Genomic DNA, 21717 nt, shown 5'->3' with positions numbered 1-21717 from the left:
GCATTCGCCCACAAGCGGTTTAATCGCCGCCGTGCGCGAGCGCCACACGCGCTTTGTCTTCCGGACTGTCCGCAACGAAATACTTCTTCGCCCACGACCCGTCCGGCGCCAGCATCAATCGCTCGTGCGTGCCGTCGTTCTTTTGCCGTATCGCCAACGCGCGCGCCCGATAGTGTTCGTAGAGCCGTAGAAATTCCGCGAGATACGTGCCGGCGATGCGGCGGTCGCGAATCTCCAGCAGGTTCTCGTCGTTGAAATGTTCCGAGTTGTTGCTCATATTTGCTGAGCCTGTGTATACGATGGGATTCGGACCCTCCGCATCGATGACGAGAAACTTGTGGTGAATGATGACCGGCGCGTAGCTCGGCGCGTGTTCACCTGGAAAAAGGCGTAACTCGGGTTCGAAGCCTGCCGGCACGGTCGCCGGTGAAAAATACTCCGCGTCGATCACGTCGTGCTTGTCGCGGCCGCGGTGATACAACTCCATGTTGGCGAGCGCGGTCGTCGAGACGATCTGTCCGTTCTTCTCCGCTTCCTCCGCTGCCTGCGCCGACGTCGGGCTGATGTGGTTGACCAGGCCGAACATCATCCGGCCTTTGTCGGCGGCCGCGAAACAGGCATCGCGCAGCGGCGCGTCGGTCGGCATGAAGAGGCAGAACACCACCGAGTGTTTCGCGTTGTTGATGGCATCGACGATCGTGTCGATCTGCAAACGCGAGTCGTTTGCCTCCGGCGAAAAACAGACCCGCACTTTCGCGCTGCCGATCGCAATCGAGTCGGACCAGCCCGGCGTGAGCTTGGCCGTCGCGGCAATGCTCGGATTGCCGGCGAGCGCCTTGGCGCGTTCGCTATACAGCGCGGCCAATTCCGGCGAATCGAACAGATGGAGCACGTTGGCCTGCTCCGTGATGCCTTCGGTGGTGAAGTTGGCCGAGCCCGTTAGTACCCGAGCCGGCGACGCCTCGCCGTTGCCGTTGTCCACCACGATGAACTTGTCATGCATGATGTGCGTCTTGTCGCGCGGCGCGAAGGTGGCGACGTCGGCGAGTTGATCGACTGCGGGCTGATTCGGCGACGGCGCCGGCGGCTTGCCCTTCTGCGAGACTTTGTGCGAGTCGTAAACGATGGCAAGCGATGCTTTGCCCTGCTTCTTGCCGAAGGCCTCGAAGGCGGGAATCGCCCAGAGCGGATCGGTCAGGTGATACACCGCCGACGCCGCGCGATGCGCATGGCCAAGCGTCAGCGCGAAGACTTCCTGCAGATCGTTCGCGAGCCATGTGCGCAGGCGCAACGCTTGCTCCGGCGACGGCGCCGCATTCGGCGCCAGATGCAGCGCCGCGACTTTGCGCGCGAATGCCTGCGAACTGACCACGGCGCGGTTGAACCACGAGCCGATGTTCGCTTCCGTATGCGCGGGCAGGGTCAGCTTGCATTCGCCTTTCTGCGCGTCGAGCAATTGCGGCGCCTCCGGCGTGCCGACCACAGGATAGACGAGATACGTGAACGACTTCTCCCGATCCGCTTCGTCGATTCGCGCATCCCACCACATGAATTTCTGAATGGGCGCTTCATTCGTGGGCGCGTCTTTCTGCGTGTCAGGCACCGCGCCTTTGAAGGTCAGCCGGTTGGGCAGCCAGCTGCTGGCTTCGCGTTCGTGTCCGTCGGCGGAGAGAAAGCCCGGCGTCCGTTTGATGGCGAAACCCAGGAAGTCTTCGCGCGTGCCGCCTTCGGGCCAATCGAAAGCGAGCAGGACGAGTGTCGGGGACAGATAGCTGCGCACGCTTACATTCATCATTTGGCTCCATGATGTCGAATGGAGCTTTAGTCTGGATGCGCAGTTTGTTGAAATGGTGACAAGAACAAAAATCAAAAAATGGCGCTGGTTAACGGCGTTTTATGCGGAAACTTTAGCCATTAATTTAGAGCGTTGAACACGCGTTAAAAAAGTCTTCAGTCATCGCTTAGTAACATGCCTGCGCAATACTCCGCAGCGCTGCAAGTCAGACCAAATTTCGCATAAAACGCGCTGCTCCCAACGAGGGCTGGCGCGAAGGCCAGACCCCGGGGGGTTCACATGACTATTCGTCATCGCATCACGCTATTGGTCGTTTTGATGTTCGTCGCGTTATCGGCGATCGGCGGTTACGCCGTCTACCAGACACGCGGCAGCGCCGCCGAGGTGCGCAAGGTTACGGAAGGCGTCGTGCCCAGCGCGCTCGCTTCCGCCGACCTCGTGTCGCAAGTCAAGGACGTGCAGCTCGCCACGATGACGCTGGTGTACGCGCCCGACGCCAACATGGTCGCGCAGGCGCAGGACGAACTGAAGAAGAAGCGCGCCGCGCTGCAACAGGCGCTCGCGTTGCAAGCGAAAGATGCCGCGAGCCACGCTCAGAAGGGCCTCGTTTCGCAGGCCAACGACAGTCTCGAGAACTATTTTTCCGCGATTGCCGAGACGGCCAAAATGAAAGCCGATGGCAAGAACGAACTCGCGCAGGCGTATCTGTTCGCCAACGTCGCGCAGTATCGTGACGAACTCGAAGGGATCGTCGAGACCTTGCGCGTCGAGAAGAACCGCGAGAAAGACGAGGCAATCAGCACGCTGAACACCACGCTTTCGACTACGACCACGGCCATCGCCGTCGTCACGGGCATCGCGATCATTCTGCTGACATCCATCGGCTCGCTGCTCTACCGGCAGATCACGCGCCCGCTCAGCCGCATGCAGGCGATGATGAGCGAGATCGCTTCGAGCCAGGACTTCACACGGCGCGTGCCGGTGGGACGGCTCGACGAGATCGGCCATTCGATCGTCGCCTTCAACGGCATGATCGAAAAGATCCAGGAAAGCTCGGCGCAACTCAAGCAGAAAACCGCCGACATTCAGGCGATGTTGCAGAACATGCAGCAAGGCATTCTGACCGTGATCGACGGCGCCGTGATCCACTCCGAGTACTCGGCATATCTGGAAGACATCTTCGAAACGAAGGATATTGCCGGGCGCGGCCTGATGGATCTGGTGTTCGCGGATACCGATCTCGGTTCGGACGCGCTCTCTCAAGTCGACGCCGCAGCGCATGCGTGTCTCGGCGAAGATTGCATCAACTTCGCGTTCAATCAACATCTGCTGGTCGGCGAAATTTCCAAACGCATGCCGGACGGCCGCGTGAAGATTCTCGACCTGAGCTGGTCGGCGATTACCGATGAAAACGACGTGATCCAGCGCCTGATGCTGTGCGTGCGCGACGTCACCGAGTTGCGCAAGCTGGCCGCCGAAGCCAGCGAACAACGTCGGCGCCTCGACATGATCGGCGAGATTCTCGCGGTCAGCGAGGAGAAGTTTCACCACTTCATCGAGAGCTCGGCGGGCTTTATCAGTGAGAACGAGCGGATCATTCGCAAGCATTCGGAAGCGGATCACGCCGCGATTGCCGAACTGTTCCGCAACATGCACACCATCAAGGGCAATGCGCGGACCTACAACCTGCAGCATCTGACCAACGTCGTGCACGAAACCGAGCAGAGCTACCACGAACTGCGCCAACCGGACGCGGATCGTTCGTGGGATCAGGAGCATCTGATGCGCGAACTGACGCGCGTGCGCGATGCCATCGACAGCTACGCGAAGATCAACGAGCAGAGCCTTGGCCGCAAGAGCAAGGGCAACGGTCAGACGAACGACGCCGCCAATTCAGGCCACTACGTCATGGTCGCAAAAGACCATATCCAGCACACGCTGAGCATGCTGGAGCAAACCAACGCCGGCGAACTGCACGAACTCCAGTCGATGCGCGATGCGCTGCGCCGCACGCTGCGCGCACTGGGCAGCGAAAGCGTGCGCGACGCGCTCTCCGGCGTGCTCGACTCGCTGCCCTCGCTCGCGAGCGAGTTGGGCAAGCCCGCGCCGACCGTGCGTATCGACGACAACGGTTACCGTCTGCGTGGCCAGGCGGGCGGCACGCTGAACAACGTGTTCATGCATCTGCTGCGCAATTCGATGGATCACGGCATTGAAACCGCCGAGGCGCGCAGCTCCCGCGGCAAGGCGCCGGCCGGCGCGATCGATATCGAAGTCGGCGTGGACAGCGGCGCATTGCAGATCACACTCAGCGACGACGGCCGCGGCCTCGCGCTCGAACGCATTCGCGGCATCGCCATGGAGCGCGGCTGGATCGGCCGCGACGACACGCCGAGCGACGAAGCGATCGCCGATTTCATTTTCCGGCCGGGCTTCTCGACCGCGGAAACGGTCACGGAGTTGTCGGGCCGTGGTGTCGGCATGGACGCCGTGCGTGACTTCCTCAAGCGTGCGAACGGCAGCATAGAACTGCGCTTCACCGACGACCGCAAAGGCGCGGCCTTCCGTCAGTTTCAGACGATCGTCTGCCTGCCGGATAGCGTTGCCGTCGACACGCTCGGCATGGAAGCACGTCGCGAAGCCGGCGCACTGCAACTCGACGCGATGGCGGACTGAGCGCCTGGTCGGCGTACGTCGCGACGCAAATCGAAGGGAACGGTTGTGATTCAACAGTATGTATTGGCGGTGGCAGCAGGCAGCGCGGTGACCGCGCTGCTGGCATTTGCCGCGCACAGGCTGCACAGCGTGAAGCTGACGGCACGGCTGCGTGCCGAAGCGCAAGCCAGCATCTCCAGGCTCGAGGCTGAGCGGGCCGATCACGGCGCAGCCATTCGCAAGCGAGAACAGGCCGAGCAGGAACTGCATGCGTTGACCACACTGTTGCGCGAGGAACTCGCCCAACAACAAAGCAGCGCTGACGAACTGCGAGCGGCACTGAAGTCGGCTAGCGAAGACAAAGACCAGTTGGCGCATCACGCGCGGCAGATCGCCGGCGAAGCCGAGCGTTTGAAGAGTCTCGGCGCGACATTCGAGCGCTGGCACGAACAGATGATCTCGCTGATGACGCAAAACCACGACATGCACGCGAAGAATCAGGAGCTGTCTTCGATCGTGCGACACGTGGTGATCGTGTCGCTGAACGCGTCGATCGAGGCCGCGCGCGCGGGGCCGGCCGGTCGCGGCTTTGCCGTGGTGGCCAGTGAAGTGCGCGCGCTTGCCGCGCGTTCCGAAGAATTGTCGAAAAGCTATCGCGACAGCCTGCATCGCAACGACCTGACCACGACGTCCACGTTTCAGGACATTCAGGCGGGCGGCAAGATGATCGCGGCGTCGCTGGCCAGCGTCGAATCGCTGGCCAACCAGTTTCATTCGAAGCTGCACGAGGTGGCGGCGTGATCTCGGCCCACGCCAGGGAAAGCTTCGACCGCATTTTTCGCAAGGCGGCGCAGGCGCGCTTGCCGCTGGATTCGGGCGATCTGTGCGAGATCGCGCCGATAGCCGACGCTAATGTTGGCGTATCCAAAGACACGCGAGTGGTTGTGCTGACCATTTCGTCGATCGTGTTCAGATTGCTGCTGATCCTCCATTTCGACGAAGACGACAGCACGCGCGGCTACTACCTGAAAGACTCCGCGGAAGAACGCGATTTCCAGGAGGCCTTTCTGGAAATCTGCAATCTGTGTTGCGGAGCGATGAACCAGGAGTTGCTGCGCTATTTCCCCGACCTCGGCATGTCGACGCCTTATGTGCTGAACGCGCGTTGCCTGCCGCATCTGCATGAATTGAAACCGGCTTTGCTGTCGTCGTATTCGATCACGCTCGACGCCAGCGTGCGGCTTGCCGCGACGGTGTGCGTGTGCGCGGATGCGCCGCTCGACTTCGTCGCCGATACCAGTGCTGTCGAAGAAACCAGCGGCGAGCTGGAGTTGTTCTGACCGTGAGTTGATTAGCCGTTGTGAGCGGGGACGCGACATGAACATGAACAAGCCGGTCAGCAAAGTGCTGGTGCTGGACGACTGCCCGGCGCACAAAGAAGCGCTGAAGCGCTTTTGCGACGAGAACAATCTGGTCGGCGTGAAAGTCGGCAAGAGCCGTCTGCAATCGGTGCTGCGCTCGAACATCGATCTGGGCGCGGTGCTGTTCGCCGAAAGTTATGGCGGCTCGCCGGAAGCGAGCGCCGAGATCGCGATCAGGATCAACGCGGTGCGCCCCGAGTTGCCTATCATCATGCGCCGGGACAGCGATCCCGGCATGGAGAGCTTGCCGGAGAGCTTGCGACGCGTGGTCTGCGCCGCGTACGTCGCACACGATATGGCGCCGCTGCGCCAGGTGATCGACGACTACATCTTCAGCCTGGATTATCCGAACGCGCTGGTGCGCGGCATCGCCGACATGACGCAGGCGATTCTCGGCGATGTGTTCAGGGACCTGGCCATCACGTGCGACACGCCGTATATCGTGCGCGACCGCATCATCTTCGGCGAGGTGTTCAGCCTGATTCCGCTGGAAAGCGCATGGTGCCGCGGCTACATGATGATGCAGGCCGAAGAGACGCCGATCCTCGAACTGCTCGATCGCTATCAGATGATCGATAACGCGCGGCACGGCGAAGCGGATTTCCGCGACCTGAACAGCGTGCTCGGCGAAGTGACGAATCTGATCTGGGGTTCCTTCAAGAACCGCTACGCCGGCGACGCGGACGCCTGGACGCGCAGCCAGGTGCAAGTGCCGCTGCTGGTGAATCACAAGCACAAGTACATCTCGTTCGGCAGCGGCAATCCGCAACTGTGCTTCACGTATTGGTTGAAGGACCCGCAGTCGAACCGCGCGGTCAAGTTGCATCAACGTTTTGTGTTCAGCCTGAGCTGGTCGCCGGAGGACTTCAAGGAAGTCGTGGACGACGTCGGCGCAATGGTCGAGGCAGGCGAACTGGATCTGTTCTGAGTGTTGTCATAGGAAGAAACATGTCAAAAATTCTGGTGGTGGATGATTCGAGCACGGTGCGCGACGAAGTGGCCGGCTTTCTGAAGAAGAACGGTCTGGACGTCGACACGGCCGTGGACGGCAAGGACGGCCTCGCCAAGCTGAAGGCGAGCCCCGGCATCAAGCTGGTGATCAGCGACGTCAACATGCCGAATATGGACGGTCTGACGATGGTCGAGAAGATTCGCGGCGAGCTCGCGAACAAGACGGTCAACGTCATCATGCTGACGACCGAGAGCAGCCCGGCGATGAAGGAGCGCGGCAAGGCCGCCGGCGTGAAAGGCTGGATCGTCAAACCGTTCAAGGGCGAAGCGGTGCTGGAAACGTTCCGCAAACTGGCGAGCTGAGCGCGGCTTTCGCTGCGAGTGAACGCAAAGGTGAGAGTTTTCGGGAGCCTTGCGCGAGCCGGTGTTTGAGTCTGTTTCGCAGTCACGGCGACTGTCGAAACACGGGATAAATGCCGATAAACCGGCTGGCGCAGCGATCGAGGCGATGCTTCCGGACGCCTCTGCTTGCTCTAAGGTGAGGATATTCGGGACCTTCCGCGTATTCATGCGACGCTCGCCGCAACGCCTCATTTGTCGCGGCATGCGCGGACCATGCCGCTTTCTCCGCGTTTCGCGCATCAGGATCAAAACGGTGAGCGGCGAAATTGATCCGCGCTCACGATCACAGTGCGCAACTCCCGCGTAAATCTCCCATCTTCATCACCCGCGAAGGCGCGCACGCGCGCCGCTGCTTACCTGGGTATGCAAATTACTCCACCGGCTTTAAAGGTGAGGGTTTGCGGGAGTGGCCTGTTTTGGAGTAGTCGAACCGCGCCCAGCATGCCTTTGCGGCCTGCCCCCAAGCTCGAAAGGTGAGGGTTTTCGGGAGCAATCTGACGCGCACCTCGCCTCGAACCCCAAGCGCTCCGTCTCAAAGGTGAGGTTTTTCGGGAGAGGAGCCCGTGAATCGTACGGTGCGTCACACGCGCCGACTCTTATCACGTTTCACATTGAAAGAGTTGGGAAGAAATTGGCAACCTAAGGGGCTGTTCCGCGTTTTGAGAACACGCGCAAGCAGGGAAGATGGCGACGCGGACGACAGGGTGCGCGGATCGGCTATATCCGCCTGCCAGATGCCTGTCTCTGAAAAACGATCGTCTCCTGGAATCAGTTGGATGAGTCAGCATATTCTTTTCGTGGGTGCCGACGCCGGCTTGACTGCCGTGGTGGGCGAATCATTGCGCGGGCAGGGCTGCGGTGTGTCGGCACGTCCGCCTGCCGCCGGGCTCAAGCATGTGATCGAGATGGAGCGGCCTTCGTTGCTGGTGCTCGACATCTCGGCGCCGCACGGCGACGGGCTTGCCGTGTTGCGCGACTTGCGCATGAGCGGCAACGATGTGCCCGTGATTCTGCTATCGGCAAGCAGCAAAGCGATTGATCGCGTGATCGGTCTGGAACTCGGCGCCGACGACTTCATGAGCAAGCCCGCCGACCCGGCCGAACTGCTCGCGCGAATTCGCGTGTTGCTGCGACGGCGCGGCTCGCTCGCGCCCGGCGCGCCAGAGACGCGGCCGCCTTATCGCTTCGGCCGCTGCGAACTGAACTTCTCCGCGCGCGAATTGCGCCGCGACAACGAGCACTTCGCGTTGCGCAGTTCCGAGTTCGCGTTGCTCAAGATCTTCGTCAATCACGCGATGACCGTGCTCACGCGCGTGCAGCTCAACGAGAAACTGCGCGGCAATAGCGTATTGCATCAAGGGCGTAGTTTGGACGTGTCGATCTGGCGGCTGCGTCGGCTGATCGAAATCGATCCGTCCGAGCCGCGCTATGTGCAAACGGTGTGGGGACGCGGCTATGTGTTCGTGCCGCACGGCGAACTCGGTGCGGCCGAGCGCGGTGTGATGGTCGCGCCCGGCGTGTAGATTTGCGGAGAATCAGGCGAAAGGTGAGAGTCTTCGGGAGCGCGTCATACGCTCCCTTTTTGCTTCCTTATTGCTCCGTTATCAGCGCATCACACAGGCTTTGTGATCTCGCGAATGTCGGCGACCGGCGTTTGGCCGAATGCATCGCTCAATGCGTAATCGAGCAACTGGGTCGCACATTGTTCAGGCGTCGACAGTTTGCCATTGCGCTTGAGTTCTTCGAATCGCTCGCGCATGGGAAACTGTTCGACGCCGCTGCCGCGAATCTCCGCCTGCATATTCGTATCGATCACACCCGGCGCCAGGCTGCAGATGCGCAACGCGCGATTCGCATCGAGCGCGACGGCGCGCGCGTGATGATCGAGCGCGGCCTTGGTCGCGCAGTAGATGCTCCAGCCGGGATACGCGTTGCGTGCGGCGCCGCTGGAGATATGCACGATGCGCCGGTCGCTTGCGTCGACGGCGGCTGCGGCGAGTGCGCTGGCCAGCATCAAGGGCGTGGCGACATTCAGGCTCACGGCGGTCGCGATGGATGCCGCGTCTTGTCCTTCAATTGGGCCGATGGGCTGCACCATGCCCGCGTTGTTGATCAGCAGAACCGTCTGCCCGCCGCTAACGAATCCACGCAGCGCGTCGCTCGCGATCCAGTGCGCGACGCGCGCGGTGTCGGCCAGTTCCAGTTCAATTTCTTCGAGCAGCGCCGGGAAGCGCGCTTTGAGCGTGTCGTGACGCGAGCGGGACAATCCCAGCACGGCGATATCGCGAGCCAGAAGTTGTTCGGCGAGCGCCGCGCCCAGACCGCGTGTGTGGCCGGTGACGATCGCGCGGATCGGAGAAGAAGTGGTCATGTCGGTCCTTGGGATTGTCGGCCTGAAAAGGCGGCTATTTTCTCACGCGACATTTTTCCGCGTGCGGCGGCTCTCACCGCCAGCGCATGCGCTTCACGTCAAGCCGGGCGAAAGCGCTCGCGATACTGCATCGGCGTCGCGCCGATCCGTTTAGTGAAGACGATACGCATGCGATCCGCCGTGCCGAAGCCGCAGTCGTACGCAATCGCCTTGAGCGCCGCGCCGCTGCTTTCGAGCAGCTTGCGCGCCGCATCCACACGGGCGCGTTCGACGAATTCATGCGGCGTTACGCCGGTCTCCTGCACGAACACGCGCGCGAAGTTGCGGGCGCTCATGCCTGCAACATCCGCGAGTTGCTTCACCGAAAAGCTCTCGCGAATCCGTTCCATGACGTGCGCCTGCACTTTGGCGACCGGCGAGGTGTCGTCGGCGGGCGCCGTCAGGTAGGGGCTGAATTGCGACTGGCCGCCTTGCCGCTGTACGAACACCACCAGACGTTTCGCGACGGCGAGGGCTGTGTGCGGACCGTGATCCTCCGCAACTAAAGCGAGCGACAGATCGATGCCCGCGGTCACGCCGGCCGACGTAACGAGTTGCCCGTCACGCAGATAGATGCGGTCGAAGTCGACGTGCGCCTTTGGAAATTGCGCCGCCAGTTGCGCGGCGTGCTGCCAATGCGTCGTCACGTTGCGATCGTCGAGCAGGCCCGCGTGACCGAGCGCGAACGCGCCGGTGCAGATCGAACCGTAGCGGCCGCACTTTGTGGCGACGTTCGCTAACCACTCGAGCAGTGGCGCATCAGGCACCACGTCCGGTAGCGCCGGGCCGCCCGCGACCAGCGCAAGATCGAATGGACCGCGCGCCGTGTCGAAGGTGGCGTCGGCGACCAGCATCATGCCGTTGGACGCGCGCAGCGGTGCGGCTTCGGCGCTGAGCAACCTGACCTCGTAGGCATCGGCGGGCGCGATGAAGCGGTTGGCTTCGGAAAACACGTCGACGGGACCGGCGACGTCGAGCGCCTGCACGCCGGGAAAGATCGCGATCGCGACGGTGGGCATCGGAAGACTTCCTTTGACGAGGGACGGGATCCGCGGGGCACGGCACCTATTTTTTGCGTCTGGCGTCAGAATAGGCGGATCGCACAACAACGCGGCGCCCCGTCATGGTAATCAAAAACCTTCTCCGAAGGCTCGACCTCACCACGCTGCAACTCTTTCTCGCGGTCTACGAGGAAGGCACGCTCACGCGTGCCGCCGAGCGCGAGGCGATTGCCGTCTCCGCCGCGAGCAAGCGTCTGCTCGAACTCGAACAGGCGGTCGGCGCCACGCTGTTCCAGCGCAACGCACGTGGCATGACGCTCACGCCGGCGGGCGAAACGCTGCTGCATCACGCGCGCCGCGTGATGCGCGACATCGAGAACATCGGCATTGAACTGGCCGGTCATGCGAGCGGCGTGCGCGGCTATGTGCGCATGATGGCCAACCTCTCGGCGATCGTCGAATTCCTGCCGGAAGATTTGCGCGCGTTCCAGTTGCAGCACGAGCGCGTCAAGCTCGATCTGGAAGAGCGGCCGAGCGGCGGCGTGGTCGAAGCCGTCGACGACAGCCTCGTCGACGTCGGCATCTGTTCCGGCGACGCCGACACGCGCGATCTGCACGTCGAACACTACCGGCACGATTCGCTGGTGCTCGTAATGCGTGACGATCATCCGTTGGCGGCGCGCGAAAGCGTCGCCTTCGTCGAAACGCTGGATGGCGATCACGTCGGTCTGCACGCCGCGAGTTCCATCAACGCCCGTACGCATCTCGCCGCACGTCAGGCGGGCAAGCCGTTGCGGTTGCGCATCCACGTGCCCGGCTTCGATGCGGTCTGCCGGATGGTGCAGGCCGGCATGGGCGTCGGCGTGTTGCCGCTGAAGGTGTATCAATTGATGGGCCGGCCGCTGGGTCTCGTCGGTGCGCCTCTCGAAGACGACTGGTCGGCGCGCAGCCTCGTGCTGGTGGTGCGCGATGTCGATGCTTTGTCGCCGGTCAGCCGCCTGTTGTTCGACCATCTGCGCACCGTCGAAGCGTCGGAAGCCCTGCCCATCAACGCTTGAAGGAGAGCGTTCGCCGTTCGCGAACGGTCGTTGGCGAATTGCGGTTGGACGCTGCGGTCTTGCCGCTCATAAGCTGTCTCCCAACACGAAACCAGCATCGGAGACAGCATTATGGGTGGGCCCCTTCAGGGTATCCGCGTCATCGAGATCGGAACCCTCATCGCCGCGCCGTTTGCCGCGCGCCTCATGGCCGAGTTTGGCGCCGACGTCATCAAGATCGAAGCGCCCGAGACCGGCGATCCTCTTCGTAAATGGCGCAAGCTGCACGAGGGCACCTCGCTCTGGTGGTATCTGCAGTCGCGCAACAAGAAGTCCATCTGCGTGAATCTGAAGTCGGCGGACGGTGTCGAGATCGTCAAGCGGCTCGCGGCCGACGCCGACGTCGTGATCGAAAACCTCCGCCCCGGCGCGCTCGAAAAGCTCGGCCTCGGCTGGGACGTGCTGCACGCCATCAATCCGAAACTCACGATGGTCCGCATTTCCGGCTACGGTCAGAGCGGTCCGTATCGCGATCGTCCTGGCTTCGGCGCGATCGGCGAAGCGATGGGCGGCATCCGCTACACGACCGGCGAAGTGGATGGCGCACCGGCGCGCGTCGGCGTGAGTCTCGGCGATTCGCTTGCGTCGCTGCATGGCGTGATCGGCGCGCTGATGTCGCTGCTGCGCGTGAAGACGGGGCAGGGCGAAGGCCAGGTGGTGGATGTATCGCTGGTCGAAAGCGTGTTCAATCTGATGGAAAGCCTGGTACCTGAATATGATCTGCTCGGCCATGTGCGCGAGAGGAGCGGCGGCGCGTTGCCGGGTATCGCGCCGTCCAATACGTATCGCACGGAAGACGAAGGCTTCGTCGTGATCGCCGGTAATAGCGATCCGATTTTCAAACGGCTGATGCAGGTGATCGGCCGTCCCGATCTCGCCGACGATCCCGCGTTGGCGCGTAACGACGGTCGCGTTCAGCACTGCGCGATGCTCGATCAGGCCATCACCGAATGGACTTCGCACCATTCCACCGACGACGTGCTGGCGGCGCTCGAACGCGCCGAAGTGCCCTCGGGGCGCATCTATTCGGTGGCCGATATCGTCGCCGATCCGCACTACCAGGCGCGCGACATGTTGCTGGAGGCGCAACTGCCGGGCGGCGCGTCGGTGAAGATGCCGGGGATCGTGCCGAAGCTCTCGGACACGCCGGGCGAAGTGCGCTGGCAAGGGCCGACGTTAGGCGAGCATACCGGCAGCGTGCTCAGCGAACTGGGATTCGCCAACGACGAAATCGAGCGGCTGCGCCGCGAAGGAGCCGTGCAATGACTTGCGCTTTGAACACCCCGCAATTCGACAAACTGATCGTGCAGGAAGTCGCGCCGCGCGACGGCTTGCAGATCGAACCCACATGGGTCGATACGCCCGACAAGATCGCGCTGATCAACGCGCTATCCACCGCGGGTTTCACCCGCATCGAGGCCGGCTCCTTCGTTTCGCCGAAAGCGATTCCCGCGTTGCGTGACGGCGAGGCGGTGTTCCAGCAGATCGAGCGACAACCGGGCGTGATCTACGCGGCGTTGATCCCGAATCTGAAGGGCGCCGAACGCGCGCTGGCTGCGCGTGCCGATGAACTGAACCTCGTGATGTCCGCGAGTCAGACGCACAACCGCGCCAATATGCGGATGAGCTGCGAGTCGTCGCTGGTGGCGTTCGGCGATATCGTGCGGCACGTGAAGGGCTCGGGCGTGCTGCTGAACGCGTCGGTGGCGACGGCATTCGGCTGTCCATTCGAAGGCAAGATCGACGAAGACCGCGTGATCGGCATTGTCGATACATATCGCGAGATGGGGATCGAGGGCATCACGCTTGCCGACACGACCGGCATGGCGAACCCGCGCCAGGTGACGCGCCTCGTCACACGCGTGCTCGAACGTCTGCCGGCCGCCGCGCTCACGCTGCACTTCCACAACACACGCGGGCTGGGTCTTGCGAATGTTCTGGCGGCATACGAAGCCGGCGCGCGCCGCTTCGATGCCGCGTTGGGTGGCCTCGGCGGATGTCCGTTCGCACCGGGCGCGTCCGGCAACATCTGCACGGAAGACCTCGTAAACATGTGCGACGAAATGGGCATCCCCACCGGGATCGATCTGGAAAAGCTGATCGCGTTGTCGCGCGGCTTGCCCGCGTTGCTCGGCCACGATGTGCCGGGGCAACTGGCGAAGGCAGGCCGTAACCGCGACCTGCACCCCGTACCCGAATACGTTCTACAAATTTGATATTTCCCTAATCGATTAGACGACCGGACGGCTTCGCCGAATCCGGCATTGGAGACGAACATGAGTGACCTGGGCGCAGTCGCAACCGGCAACCGCGAGCACAGCTCGAACGATGCGGCGGCCATCATCCGCAAAGTGGCGTGGCGGTTGATGCCGTTGATCATGATCTGCTATCTGTTTGCGTTCTTCGACCGCATCAACATCAGCTTCGCGAAGTTTCAGTTGCAGAGCGACCTCGGCTTGTCCGACACCGCTTATGGCCTCGGTGCCAGCCTGTTCGTGATCGGTTACGTGCTGTTCGAAGTACCAAGCAATCTGTTTCTGTACAAGGTCGGCGCACGGCGCTGGATCGCGCGGATCATGATCTCGTGGGGCCTGGCAACGGCCGCGATGGTGTTTGTCAGCAACGAATGGCAGTTCTACGGGCTGCGTTTCGTGATCGGCGCCATGGAAGCGGGCTTCGCGCCGGGCGTGCTGTACTACCTGACGCTGTGGTTTCCGCCGAGTTATCGCGGGCGTATCACGTCGATGCTGTTTCTCGCGTCCGCGTTTTCCGGCCTGGTCGGCGCGCCGCTTGCGGGGCTCGTGATTGGACACATGAACGGCGTGTTCGGCATGCCGGGCTGGCACTGGCTGTTTCTGCTCGGCGGGTTGCCGTGCATCGTGCTGGGCTATCTGGTGCTGAAACTGTTGAAGGACCGTATCGAGGATGCAGGTTGGCTGTCGCCCGCGGAAAAGTCTTTTCTTTCGGGGCAGATTGCGCAACAGAGCCGTCATCCGGATACCGGGCATTCGTTGATGGGCGCCATCAGGACGCCGGGCTTTCTCACGCTGGGGCTGGTGTACTTCCTGATTCAGGTGGCATCGTATGGATTGAATTTCTGGGCGCCGCATCTGATTCACGTGGCGGGTACGAACAACCCGACGGTGATCGGCTTGCTGACGGCGGTGCCTTATATTGCCGGCGCAATCTGCATGGTAGTGGTCGGGCGCCTGTCCGATGCGAGCGGCGAACGGCGCAAGTTTGTGTTCGGCTTGCTGGTGATGTCGGCGATCGGCTTCTTTGCCGCGGGGTTCTTCGACAAGCAGACGGCGTTGCTGGTCGTCGCGCTGGCTGTGATGGGGGCGGGCGTGGTCGCATCGATTCCGGCGTTCTGGGCGCTGCCGCCGAAGCTCGTCACGGGCGCGGGCGCGGCGGGTGGGATCGCGTTGATTAACACGCTCGGCCAGCTCGGCGGGATTGTGAGCCCGATCATGGTGGGGCGTGTGAGAGACCTGACCGGCAGTACGACGCCGGCCTTGTATGTGATCGGTACGATGAGCCTGGTGTGCGCGCTAATCGTGCTGTACGGCTTGCCTGACTCGTTGCGACGCAGGGAAGCCGCACGTTAGAGGGTCATCACGACGATGGGTCAGATCGAACATGCTTCGGGCAAGATCGCCGATATTATCGGCGTGATCGACGGGAGTGAGCCGTGCAGGGGTCGTTACGCAACTTAAGCTGGATTGAACCGCCCTGACGGCTATTGAACGGCCTGACCGTTCCGCGTGATCTGCACGGCCTTCGCGGACGCATAGTGGGCCCGGATGCTGTCACCGACTTTCAATTTTTCCAATTGCACCTCTGGCGACGCCTGTAGCGTCACCGTGCGGGAAGGTCCACGAAGCGTCACCTGCCGCTTCTTTCGGTCAATTTTCTGGACCGTGGCGATGATTTCGGCGCGTCGCATTTGCACCGATATACCGCCCGACGCAGGGTTCGTCGCCTGGTCTTCGACGCGCGTACGAATGCCCTTGGTATCCACCTTGTCCGCCGACAACAGCAACGCGCCCTCATAGGCGATGTGAACCTCATCGCCGACTTTGAGTTTGCTCACGTCGCCGACCGCCGGGTCGACTTTGACAACGTTGGCATTTCCTCGCGGCCCCCGAAGCGTGACGGCATCGTTTTGCGTATCGATACGAACAACGCGCGCGGTCGCTTCGACGAGCGCAGCAGCGCCGACTGCTTGTGGGGCGCTTGCAGACGGGCTGTCCTGCGCCTGAGCGCAGAACACGGGACTAGCAAGGGCTGAAGCGAGAAGGACCGAGCGGAGCATATGCGAACGACGACATTGACGGTTCTTCATAGATGATCCTGTGTCAGGTTAGAAAAGTGACTACTTGGCGGATTGGGATTTATAGAGCGCTTTCGGCTGCGCCCTTGTTGCCTACAGGTGCAGCGTGCGTCCCTGCGGCGTTCAGAAAATACGATGTTACTGTTGCCTGCGCACGGCTTTCGGCAAGCGCACCCAATGGCACAGCTGGCATGCGCAAAACAATCCAGTGGTTCGTCACGCCGTCTCCCTCTCTACAGAGCGTTGCCGCTGCTTTGCATCGTCGAAAACGCGGGCACGCTCTGCTTCAACGAGACACCTCTTTTTCTTTAACGAATGTTCATGCATCTGACTGCCGATGACAGCCAGATAGTCGTCGAATCTATTGCGCCTGAAGCGCAAATAAAATTCCTTCCCCGCAAGTCCATTAGCCAAACTGAGTAGCGCACCGTAGTCGACGCCGCTGTCCCCAGCCAGCAGAACAACAGCTTTCTCGAGCGCGGCGTACCGGCTGGACAGCGGATGCATCGGGTCGAAGAGGGCGTGAAACTGCTGGTAGGGAACCAGCCGTCTGTGTTCGGCCGCGCGTCGCAGCGTCAATGCAACTTGTTCGACGATATTGAGTTCCATGCATTCTTCCTGTTGGTACGTCGTTGGCGCCAGGCGCCGCCAATCTGAGCGTAAAAGGCGTTCTGCCGGAGTCCATGCGCCACGTCGATTCCCATCGAGACGTCGGGTTTGCGCGCACTTGGGTAGCAAAAAATGCCCACCGAATTCAAACGCCATCGGTCGTAATCGACGACGATGCCACCCCTGCCGATTTTCACTTCGCTTCACATCAGAACGCGAGCATCGCTGTCGCCATGACGCTCGCCGTGCTCTTGATGCGGTTGGTACTGGTCACTGTCGGAACCCATCGCAGGCTCGCCGACAATGGATGCTTGCCGTTGATCTTCGTGTCGTAGGTAATGACGGGCCCCAGTGCGATGTCGTGTCCGCGAAAGCCGTGCAGACGCTCGGCGGCGGGGCCTGAGTCGTTGCCGAACTGTTGCACGGTTCCGGCCACGATGCCTACACCGAGACCGTTCACAAGCCTCTTCAATGCCATGATATCGAGCGTGAAAAGAGGTGCATTGTGGTAATCGGTCGCAGTGTTGGTCGTGTAGAACTGCAGGCCCGCGACAACGTTGAACTCAAGGTCGTATTTGGGTACGAGTTGCGTATAGGCGACCTGCGGCACGAACGTCCAGTTGTTCAGACTCGGGCTTGCCAATGCATTCGGGTCGTAGTGGCCGGTAGGCGCCCAGAAGTTGAAGCTGACGGCAATATGCGAGGTGTTTGAAAAGTGATAACCGGCGATGATTGGCGTGAAATAGAGGTCGAATAGATTCGATGCGCGGTCGCTCGTCGAGGCGCCAGCGCCTCCAACCGCGAGCGACGCGGTTACTTCGGTCCAGACATAGGGCACGGTGATGCCGGATGCGAAATCCCACCCACCGGCGCCGCCCCATACACGCAGCAGTGACGCCAGCGTGAAGGCAACGGGGGCATCGATGCCCAACGACGTCTTTCCGGCGATCGGTACCTCACGGCTGCCGCCAATCGAGCCGTTAATGTAAATCTGTTCGATGCTCACCGCAGTGATGGGCTCTGGTGCGACGATGCCGACTCCGGAAAAGACACTCATGCCGGCAACAGGACGACCTAGGCCGCCTTCGGTCGCGAAGGCATCGCCAATCGTCCACGATGCCATGATAAATATGCTCGTGACCATAGCGACGCGACGTGTGGCAGTGGCTGAAGACTTCCCCGGCAGGCATCGGGTGCCCGTGCAATTGAGTGCGCGCGCGTCAGCCCTCATTGTGTTGTTCCTGTTGTCCGTGCACTGTTGTCCATAACGTCCGAAGACCCCATATCTGACGTCGGTTCGTGGTTACTAATCGCCTGGGTGGAGGCTTGTTCGCAACCGGGCCGCCATCGTCGCCGCGGCGCGTGTCATTGAAGCGGTTGCAGCGCCGCCCATCGGGTCCAACCTGTCTCGCTGTCCGGCGCGCCGACTCGCAACGCTCGCGAACCGTCGCCGAAAAACAGCGATTCAGTGCAGCACACGCCCGTGTCGCGAATGCCGTGTGTACCCATGCAGCCGACTTTGTGGGTGAAGTGCAGGTTGCCTTCGCGCAGCAAGCCCAAGTACGCGTGACATTCTTCCGTGGGCGCGTGACTTGCCCAGCGGTTTAGCAGCGTGGCGGCGATTTCCGCATCGAACATGGTCTCTCTCCTGGTTTAATTGTTGTGTTGCCGAATGCTTTACTGCGTAGCGCGCCCTATATTCGCGCGACTGGCGCCCAGCAGCGAGCCGGCAAATTTATCCGCGCTCGCCGGACGGCCGAACAGATAACCCTGCAGCATGTCGCAGCCCATCTCGCGCAGAGCCGTTGCCTGTTCATGGGTTTCCACGCCTTCGGCCGTGACGGTCATGCTGCACGCGTGAGCCATCGCCACAAGCGCACGCGTGATCGCGATCGAATCGCTATCGTGTGGCAAACCCGCGACGAACGATCGATCGATCTTCAGGTTGTGCAAAGCAAAGCGCTTGAGGTACGACAGCGACGCGTAGCCCGTGCCGAAATCGTCGAGAGCAAGCGTGACGCCGAGACCCGCCAGTGCTGCCGTCGTCGCCGCAACCGCCGGGTCATCCGGCATCAATACGCGCTCCGTAATCTCCAGTTGCAGCGCCGGTGCATCGAGCCCGTTGCGTTCGAGGCACGCGGCAACGTGCCGCACGAGGCGCTCATTGAACTGGAGCGGCGAAATGTTGACTGAGACAGGCAGGCGCGGCGCAATCCTTCTGCGCCACTGAGCGGCTTGGGCGCAGGCCTGTTCCAGCACCCAGTCGCCGATGCTCTCCATCAGACCGGCATCCTCCGCAACGGGTACGAACTCGGCTGGCGCAACTTCGCCCAGCTCGCTGCTGGTCCAGCGCAGCAGCGCTTCGGCGCCCACCGTCTTGTGCGACGCGCTGTTGATGATGGGCTGATAAGCCAGCTTCAGTTCACCGGCAGTAAGCGCGTGGTGCAACAACTCCTCCACCCTGAAGCGACGTTGCGATTCGTCTTGCAAGCCCTGCGTGAAAAATTGCACCCGGCCGCGGCCGCTTTCCTTCGCGCGACGCATCGCCGAGCCGGCGTTGCGTATCAGCGTGTCCGCATCGCGAGCGTCACCGGAGGAGCAGGCAATGCCGATCGACGCGCCCAGGTGATACTCACGGCCCGCAATTTCGAGCGGCGCGCTCAACAGGTCCAGGATTCGCAGCGCGAACTCGCCGATGGCCGACGCGTCGCCGCGCTTATCGACGACGACAATGAACTCGTCGCCGCAGATGCGCCCGAGCAGGTCATCATGATTCACCAGACCGGCAAGCCGGTGCGCGACGCCGCGCAAAACGCGGTCGCCAAGCTCGTAACCGGCGATGTTGTTGACTTTGCCAAAGCAATCGAGATTGATGAAAAGCACGGTGACGCGCGCCGCAGGCGTCAATTTCAGCAAATGCTGAACGCGTTCGGCCACGTAAGTGCGGTTATGCAAACCGGTGAGCGAATCGTGAAACGACGTATAACCCAAGTGTCGAATGGGGCTCGACTGCTCACTGGCCATACCCCAGTGCATATGAAACGCCGCGTCGCCGAGCGGGATGCTAGTGGCCAGATCGGGCAGACTTGCCTTGACGCGCGCAATGGTCGCTCGACGGGTCATCTTTGCACTCCTTCTTAGAATTTCGTCCGGCGCATGACGAGTTGTCATGTAGGTCAGAAGCATGCATGCCGGGATGAGCAGCATGATGTGCATGCCTCAGCGCAGGAAGTCATGAACGTGCTGCCACGATATCCGAGAATTTGTGGTGCGAAAACGAGCCGTTTGGGTGAACGCGTAAAGCAACGATGAACGCATTGCCGGAGAAGCAATCGAGCGGATAAAAATCTGAGGTGTCGAATTAGCGCGAATACACGAACGCTGCGGATAATAGTAGTTATTCTTATTTGATAGCTTTGTCAGCGCGGATAGCGACGACCTAACCGTTTCATCTGTGGAAGCGTTCCCAGAGTACCGTGCGATGATATGCCGCGTTCAAGCGGTCCACGTTTTGAATAGGCGAGCGTCGGCCTTGCGGCTCTCGTCTGAGAAGCGCGGCAAGGCTGGCGGCGACGGAGGCTCCATGCTCGCTAAATTCCCGAGCTATGCCCAATTCAGCAGAACCTTACTTTCAGCACCCGGGGTCCGTGCGGATCGCATTGACGTGCGTCAGCAGGATGTCAACGAAATGACGCGTCAATAGTGACGGCGCCGTGTGTCTCGGCATGGCCATCTGTACGGCGACGTCGATAGTGGGGACAAGCGGTTTGATCAGCAACTGCCCTGCAAACGTACTGGCCACGTAGGGGTTGACGATTCCAATACCGTTGCCGGCTGCAACGAGTGCGCAGATTGCGATTGATGACGTGGTTTCGATCAGAAAATTGTCGGACAAGCCGTGAGCTTGCATCAGCTTCTTGATTTCGATCGTGAGGTCGTCGGCTTCGCCCAGCGACAGCATCGTTTCGTCGAGCAGCATGGACACATGGATCTGCGGCTCGACATGCAGCCGGTGACCGGGCGGCAACACGCAAACCGCCGGCACGGTATTGATGATCACCGGCTCGAAGTCTCGCGGATCGAGCTTGCCTGTGGTCAGCACGACGTCGAACAGATCTTGCCGCAGCAGGTCAGCTAGCTGTGGCGTGTTCATCGTCTGCATGTTGAGATAGGTGCCCGGAAATTCCGACAGAAACGCGCGCACCACTTGCGGCAGCAGCCCGGCCCCCAGCGTAGGCGTGCAGCCTATGCGGAGCGCGCCCGTGCCCGACTTGCGCATGATCGCGACCGCAGATTCGATCTTTTCCAGTCCGTCGAAGTGCTTCAGGACGGTCTTGTAGAGCAGCTTGCCCTCGCTGGTCGGCCGAAGACGCCCTTGGTGCATCTCGAAGAGCTCAAGCCCGGTGCAACTCTGCATCTCGGCAAGGCGCCGGCTGATTGACGGCTGCGTCGTGTTTAACATCGAGGCGGCGCCAGTCGTGGTGCCCATCTGCATCACGGCGCGGAAGGCCTGGATCTGCTGAAAATTCAAAGGCCTGGCCATAGTTTCACGGAAGAGGATGGATGACGGCGTCAGGCCTCGACTATACCAGGAGTGAATAGCCTATCGAAAAAAAAGAATTACGCTGCATAGGTCACCCAAATATATGATCCCACCTGTCGCATTCTGGCTGCAATGCTCCCCATCGCGGTCTCACCGATTATTAAATGCACTAGCTTATGACTTCGTCTCGCGTCATCGAACATCCATGCGCCGTACACCGCTTGGAGTCGAGGGGTAAGCATCACTTCTACGAGAAGTCCGAGTACCAGATTTCTCACCCACTGTGGCGGGACGAGCGGCACATCATCGTCTGGGGGCCGCATGCGGGCAGCATTCACTACCATCATTACGAGGACAGTGATTCAGGTCAGGTCGATGTCGTCGGCGAGGGTGTGCTGACAGAGAACGGTCACATGACGTATTCGCCCGTCGATCCGCGCTGGCTGTTGTCCGACACGTATCCGGATACGCAGACCAACGAGCGTTTGCCGGTGGCACCG

Annotated in this window: 19 protein-coding genes and 1 pseudogene; 11 read left to right on the top strand and 9 right to left on the bottom strand. The window is 61.3% G+C overall.

Annotated features, from left to right (window positions below):
- Positions 1 to 19: 19 nt before the first annotated feature.
- Entirely contained in the window at positions 20 to 1792 is a 1773-nt protein-coding gene (locus B0G81_RS02460) for a phospholipase D-like domain-containing protein (protein WP_134142971.1), read from the bottom strand.
- 282 nt (positions 1793 to 2074) lie between these two features.
- On the opposite strand from B0G81_RS02460, the gene B0G81_RS02455 reads away from it, so the two are divergent.
- From B0G81_RS02455 to B0G81_RS02430, 6 genes are all read left to right on the top strand, one after another.
- Complete coding sequence (locus tag B0G81_RS02455; RefSeq protein WP_134133318.1) at positions 2075 to 4471, top strand: HAMP domain-containing protein; 2397 nt, start codon at positions 2075 to 2077, stop codon at positions 4469 to 4471.
- A gap of 45 nt (positions 4472 to 4516) precedes the next feature.
- Positions 4517 to 5251: a methyl-accepting chemotaxis protein gene (locus tag B0G81_RS02450; protein ID WP_134133315.1), complete on the top strand. Its 735-nt coding sequence runs from the start codon at positions 4517 to 4519 to the stop codon at positions 5249 to 5251.
- Positions 5248 to 5790: a hypothetical protein gene (locus tag B0G81_RS02445; RefSeq protein ID WP_134133311.1), complete on the top strand. Its 543-nt coding sequence runs from the start codon at positions 5248 to 5250 to the stop codon at positions 5788 to 5790. Before B0G81_RS02450 ends, B0G81_RS02445 begins: the two co-directional genes overlap by 4 nt.
- 37 nt (positions 5791 to 5827) lie before the next feature.
- The gene (locus tag B0G81_RS02440) at positions 5828 to 6799 is read left to right on the top strand and encodes a chemotaxis protein CheX (protein ID WP_134133306.1); all 972 of its coding nucleotides are present in this window, start codon (positions 5828 to 5830) and stop codon (positions 6797 to 6799) included.
- Between the two features lie 20 nt (positions 6800 to 6819).
- Positions 6820 to 7185, top strand: coding sequence for a response regulator (locus B0G81_RS02435; RefSeq protein ID WP_106281557.1), 366 nt, complete (start codon positions 6820 to 6822; stop codon positions 7183 to 7185).
- Between the two features lie 815 nt (positions 7186 to 8000).
- The gene (locus B0G81_RS02430) at positions 8001 to 8747 is read left to right on the top strand and encodes a winged helix-turn-helix domain-containing protein (RefSeq protein WP_116122749.1); all 747 of its coding nucleotides are present in this window, start codon (positions 8001 to 8003) and stop codon (positions 8745 to 8747) included.
- A gap of 89 nt (positions 8748 to 8836) precedes the next feature.
- Here the strand turns inward: B0G81_RS02430 and B0G81_RS02425 are convergent, their stop codons facing one another.
- Positions 8837 to 9595: an SDR family oxidoreductase gene (locus tag B0G81_RS02425; RefSeq protein ID WP_134133302.1), complete on the bottom strand. Its 759-nt coding sequence runs from the start codon at positions 9593 to 9595 to the stop codon at positions 8837 to 8839.
- A 98-nt stretch (positions 9596 to 9693) separates the two neighbouring features.
- Complete coding sequence (locus tag B0G81_RS02420; RefSeq protein WP_134133299.1) at positions 9694 to 10653, bottom strand: GlxA family transcriptional regulator; 960 nt, start codon at positions 10651 to 10653, stop codon at positions 9694 to 9696.
- Between the two features lie 104 nt (positions 10654 to 10757).
- Between B0G81_RS02420 and B0G81_RS02415 the strand changes: the two genes are divergently transcribed.
- From B0G81_RS02415 to B0G81_RS02400, 4 genes are all read left to right on the top strand, one after another.
- Positions 10758 to 11693, top strand: a complete 936-nt coding sequence (locus B0G81_RS02415) for a LysR family transcriptional regulator (RefSeq protein ID WP_116122746.1) — start codon at positions 10758 to 10760, stop codon at positions 11691 to 11693.
- Positions 11694 to 11804: 111 nt separating this feature from the next.
- Positions 11805 to 12998 (top strand): CaiB/BaiF CoA-transferase family protein, encoded by a 1194-nt coding sequence (locus tag B0G81_RS02410; protein ID WP_134133295.1) that lies wholly within the window; start codon positions 11805 to 11807, stop codon positions 12996 to 12998.
- A complete protein-coding gene (locus tag B0G81_RS02405) occupies positions 12995 to 13948 on the top strand; it encodes a hydroxymethylglutaryl-CoA lyase (protein ID WP_134133291.1) in 954 nt (317 codons plus the stop codon). The genes B0G81_RS02410 and B0G81_RS02405 overlap by 4 nt, the downstream gene beginning before the upstream one ends.
- A gap of 60 nt (positions 13949 to 14008) precedes the next feature.
- Positions 14009 to 15340 carry an MFS transporter gene (locus tag B0G81_RS02400; protein WP_134133287.1) on the top strand — a complete coding sequence of 444 codons (1332 nt, stop codon included), beginning with the start codon at positions 14009 to 14011 and terminating at the stop codon, positions 15338 to 15340.
- Between the two features lie 131 nt (positions 15341 to 15471).
- Here the strand turns inward: B0G81_RS02400 and B0G81_RS02395 are convergent, their stop codons facing one another.
- The 6 genes from B0G81_RS02395 to B0G81_RS02370 form a co-directional block, all read right to left on the bottom strand.
- Positions 15472 to 16077, bottom strand: coding sequence for a hypothetical protein (locus B0G81_RS02395; protein ID WP_116122742.1), 606 nt, complete (start codon positions 16075 to 16077; stop codon positions 15472 to 15474).
- A gap of 204 nt (positions 16078 to 16281) precedes the next feature.
- The gene (locus tag B0G81_RS02390; protein ID WP_116122741.1) at positions 16282 to 16674 is read right to left on the bottom strand and encodes a hypothetical protein; all 393 of its coding nucleotides are present in this window, start codon (positions 16672 to 16674) and stop codon (positions 16282 to 16284) included.
- A 208-nt stretch (positions 16675 to 16882) separates the two neighbouring features.
- On the bottom strand, positions 16883 to 17797 hold the full coding sequence (locus B0G81_RS02385; RefSeq protein WP_243856340.1) for a transporter: 915 nt from the start codon (positions 17795 to 17797) through the stop codon (positions 16883 to 16885).
- A 242-nt stretch (positions 17798 to 18039) separates the two neighbouring features.
- Positions 18040 to 18312 carry a hypothetical protein gene (locus B0G81_RS02380; RefSeq protein WP_116122739.1) on the bottom strand — a complete coding sequence of 91 codons (273 nt, stop codon included), beginning with the start codon at positions 18310 to 18312 and terminating at the stop codon, positions 18040 to 18042.
- Between the two features lie 39 nt (positions 18313 to 18351).
- On the bottom strand, positions 18352 to 19797 hold the full coding sequence (locus tag B0G81_RS02375; protein WP_134133283.1) for a bifunctional diguanylate cyclase/phosphodiesterase: 1446 nt from the start codon (positions 19795 to 19797) through the stop codon (positions 18352 to 18354).
- Between the two features lie 508 nt (positions 19798 to 20305).
- Positions 20306 to 21217, bottom strand: coding sequence for a LysR substrate-binding domain-containing protein (locus B0G81_RS02370; protein ID WP_116122737.1), 912 nt, complete (start codon positions 21215 to 21217; stop codon positions 20306 to 20308).
- A 248-nt stretch (positions 21218 to 21465) separates the two neighbouring features.
- Here B0G81_RS02370 and B0G81_RS02365 point away from each other — a divergent pair.
- Positions 21466 to 21705: pseudogene (locus B0G81_RS02365) on the top strand (hypothetical protein); the annotation flags it as partial.
- Between the last annotated feature and the right edge of the window lie 12 nt (positions 21706 to 21717).

The sequence above is a fragment of the Paraburkholderia sp. BL6665CI2N2 genome (genome assembly GCF_004366535.1).
Classification (GTDB): Bacteria; Pseudomonadota; Gammaproteobacteria; order Burkholderiales; family Burkholderiaceae; genus Paraburkholderia.
This window is presented reverse-complemented; position numbering and strand designations above follow the sequence as displayed.

Bases quoted from the DNA above. Each gene is read 5' to 3' on its own strand.
- B0G81_RS02460 (WP_134142971.1), bottom strand. From the start codon at position 1,792: ATGAATGTAAGCGTGCGCAGCTATCTGTCCCCGACACTCGTCCTGCTC.
- B0G81_RS02455 (WP_134133318.1), top strand. From the start codon at position 2,075: ATGACTATTCGTCATCGCATCACGCTATTGGTCGTTTTGATGTTCGTC.
- B0G81_RS02440 (WP_134133306.1), top strand. From the start codon at position 5,828: ATGAACATGAACAAGCCGGTCAGCAAAGTGCTGGTGCTGGACGACTGC.
- B0G81_RS02435 (WP_106281557.1), top strand. From the start codon at position 6,820: ATGTCAAAAATTCTGGTGGTGGATGATTCGAGCACGGTGCGCGACGAA.
- B0G81_RS02430 (WP_116122749.1), top strand. From the start codon at position 8,001: ATGAGTCAGCATATTCTTTTCGTGGGTGCCGACGCCGGCTTGACTGCC.
- B0G81_RS02425 (WP_134133302.1), bottom strand. From the start codon at position 9,595: ATGACCACTTCTTCTCCGATCCGCGCGATCGTCACCGGCCACACACGC.
- B0G81_RS02420 (WP_134133299.1), bottom strand. From the start codon at position 10,653: ATGCCCACCGTCGCGATCGCGATCTTTCCCGGCGTGCAGGCGCTCGAC.
- B0G81_RS02415 (WP_116122746.1), top strand. From the start codon at position 10,758: ATGGTAATCAAAAACCTTCTCCGAAGGCTCGACCTCACCACGCTGCAA.
- B0G81_RS02410 (WP_134133295.1), top strand. From the start codon at position 11,805: ATGGGTGGGCCCCTTCAGGGTATCCGCGTCATCGAGATCGGAACCCTC.
- B0G81_RS02405 (WP_134133291.1), top strand. From the start codon at position 12,995: ATGACTTGCGCTTTGAACACCCCGCAATTCGACAAACTGATCGTGCAG.
- B0G81_RS02400 (WP_134133287.1), top strand. From the start codon at position 14,009: ATGAGTGACCTGGGCGCAGTCGCAACCGGCAACCGCGAGCACAGCTCG.
- B0G81_RS02395 (WP_116122742.1), bottom strand. From the start codon at position 16,077: ATGAAGAACCGTCAATGTCGTCGTTCGCATATGCTCCGCTCGGTCCTT.
- B0G81_RS02390 (WP_116122741.1), bottom strand. From the start codon at position 16,674: ATGGAACTCAATATCGTCGAACAAGTTGCATTGACGCTGCGACGCGCG.
- B0G81_RS02385 (WP_243856340.1), bottom strand. From the start codon at position 17,797: ATGGCATCGTGGACGATTGGCGATGCCTTCGCGACCGAAGGCGGCCTA.
- B0G81_RS02380 (WP_116122739.1), bottom strand. From the start codon at position 18,312: ATGTTCGATGCGGAAATCGCCGCCACGCTGCTAAACCGCTGGGCAAGT.
- B0G81_RS02375 (WP_134133283.1), bottom strand. From the start codon at position 19,797: ATGACCCGTCGAGCGACCATTGCGCGCGTCAAGGCAAGTCTGCCCGAT.
- B0G81_RS02370 (WP_116122737.1), bottom strand. From the start codon at position 21,217: ATGGCCAGGCCTTTGAATTTTCAGCAGATCCAGGCCTTCCGCGCCGTG.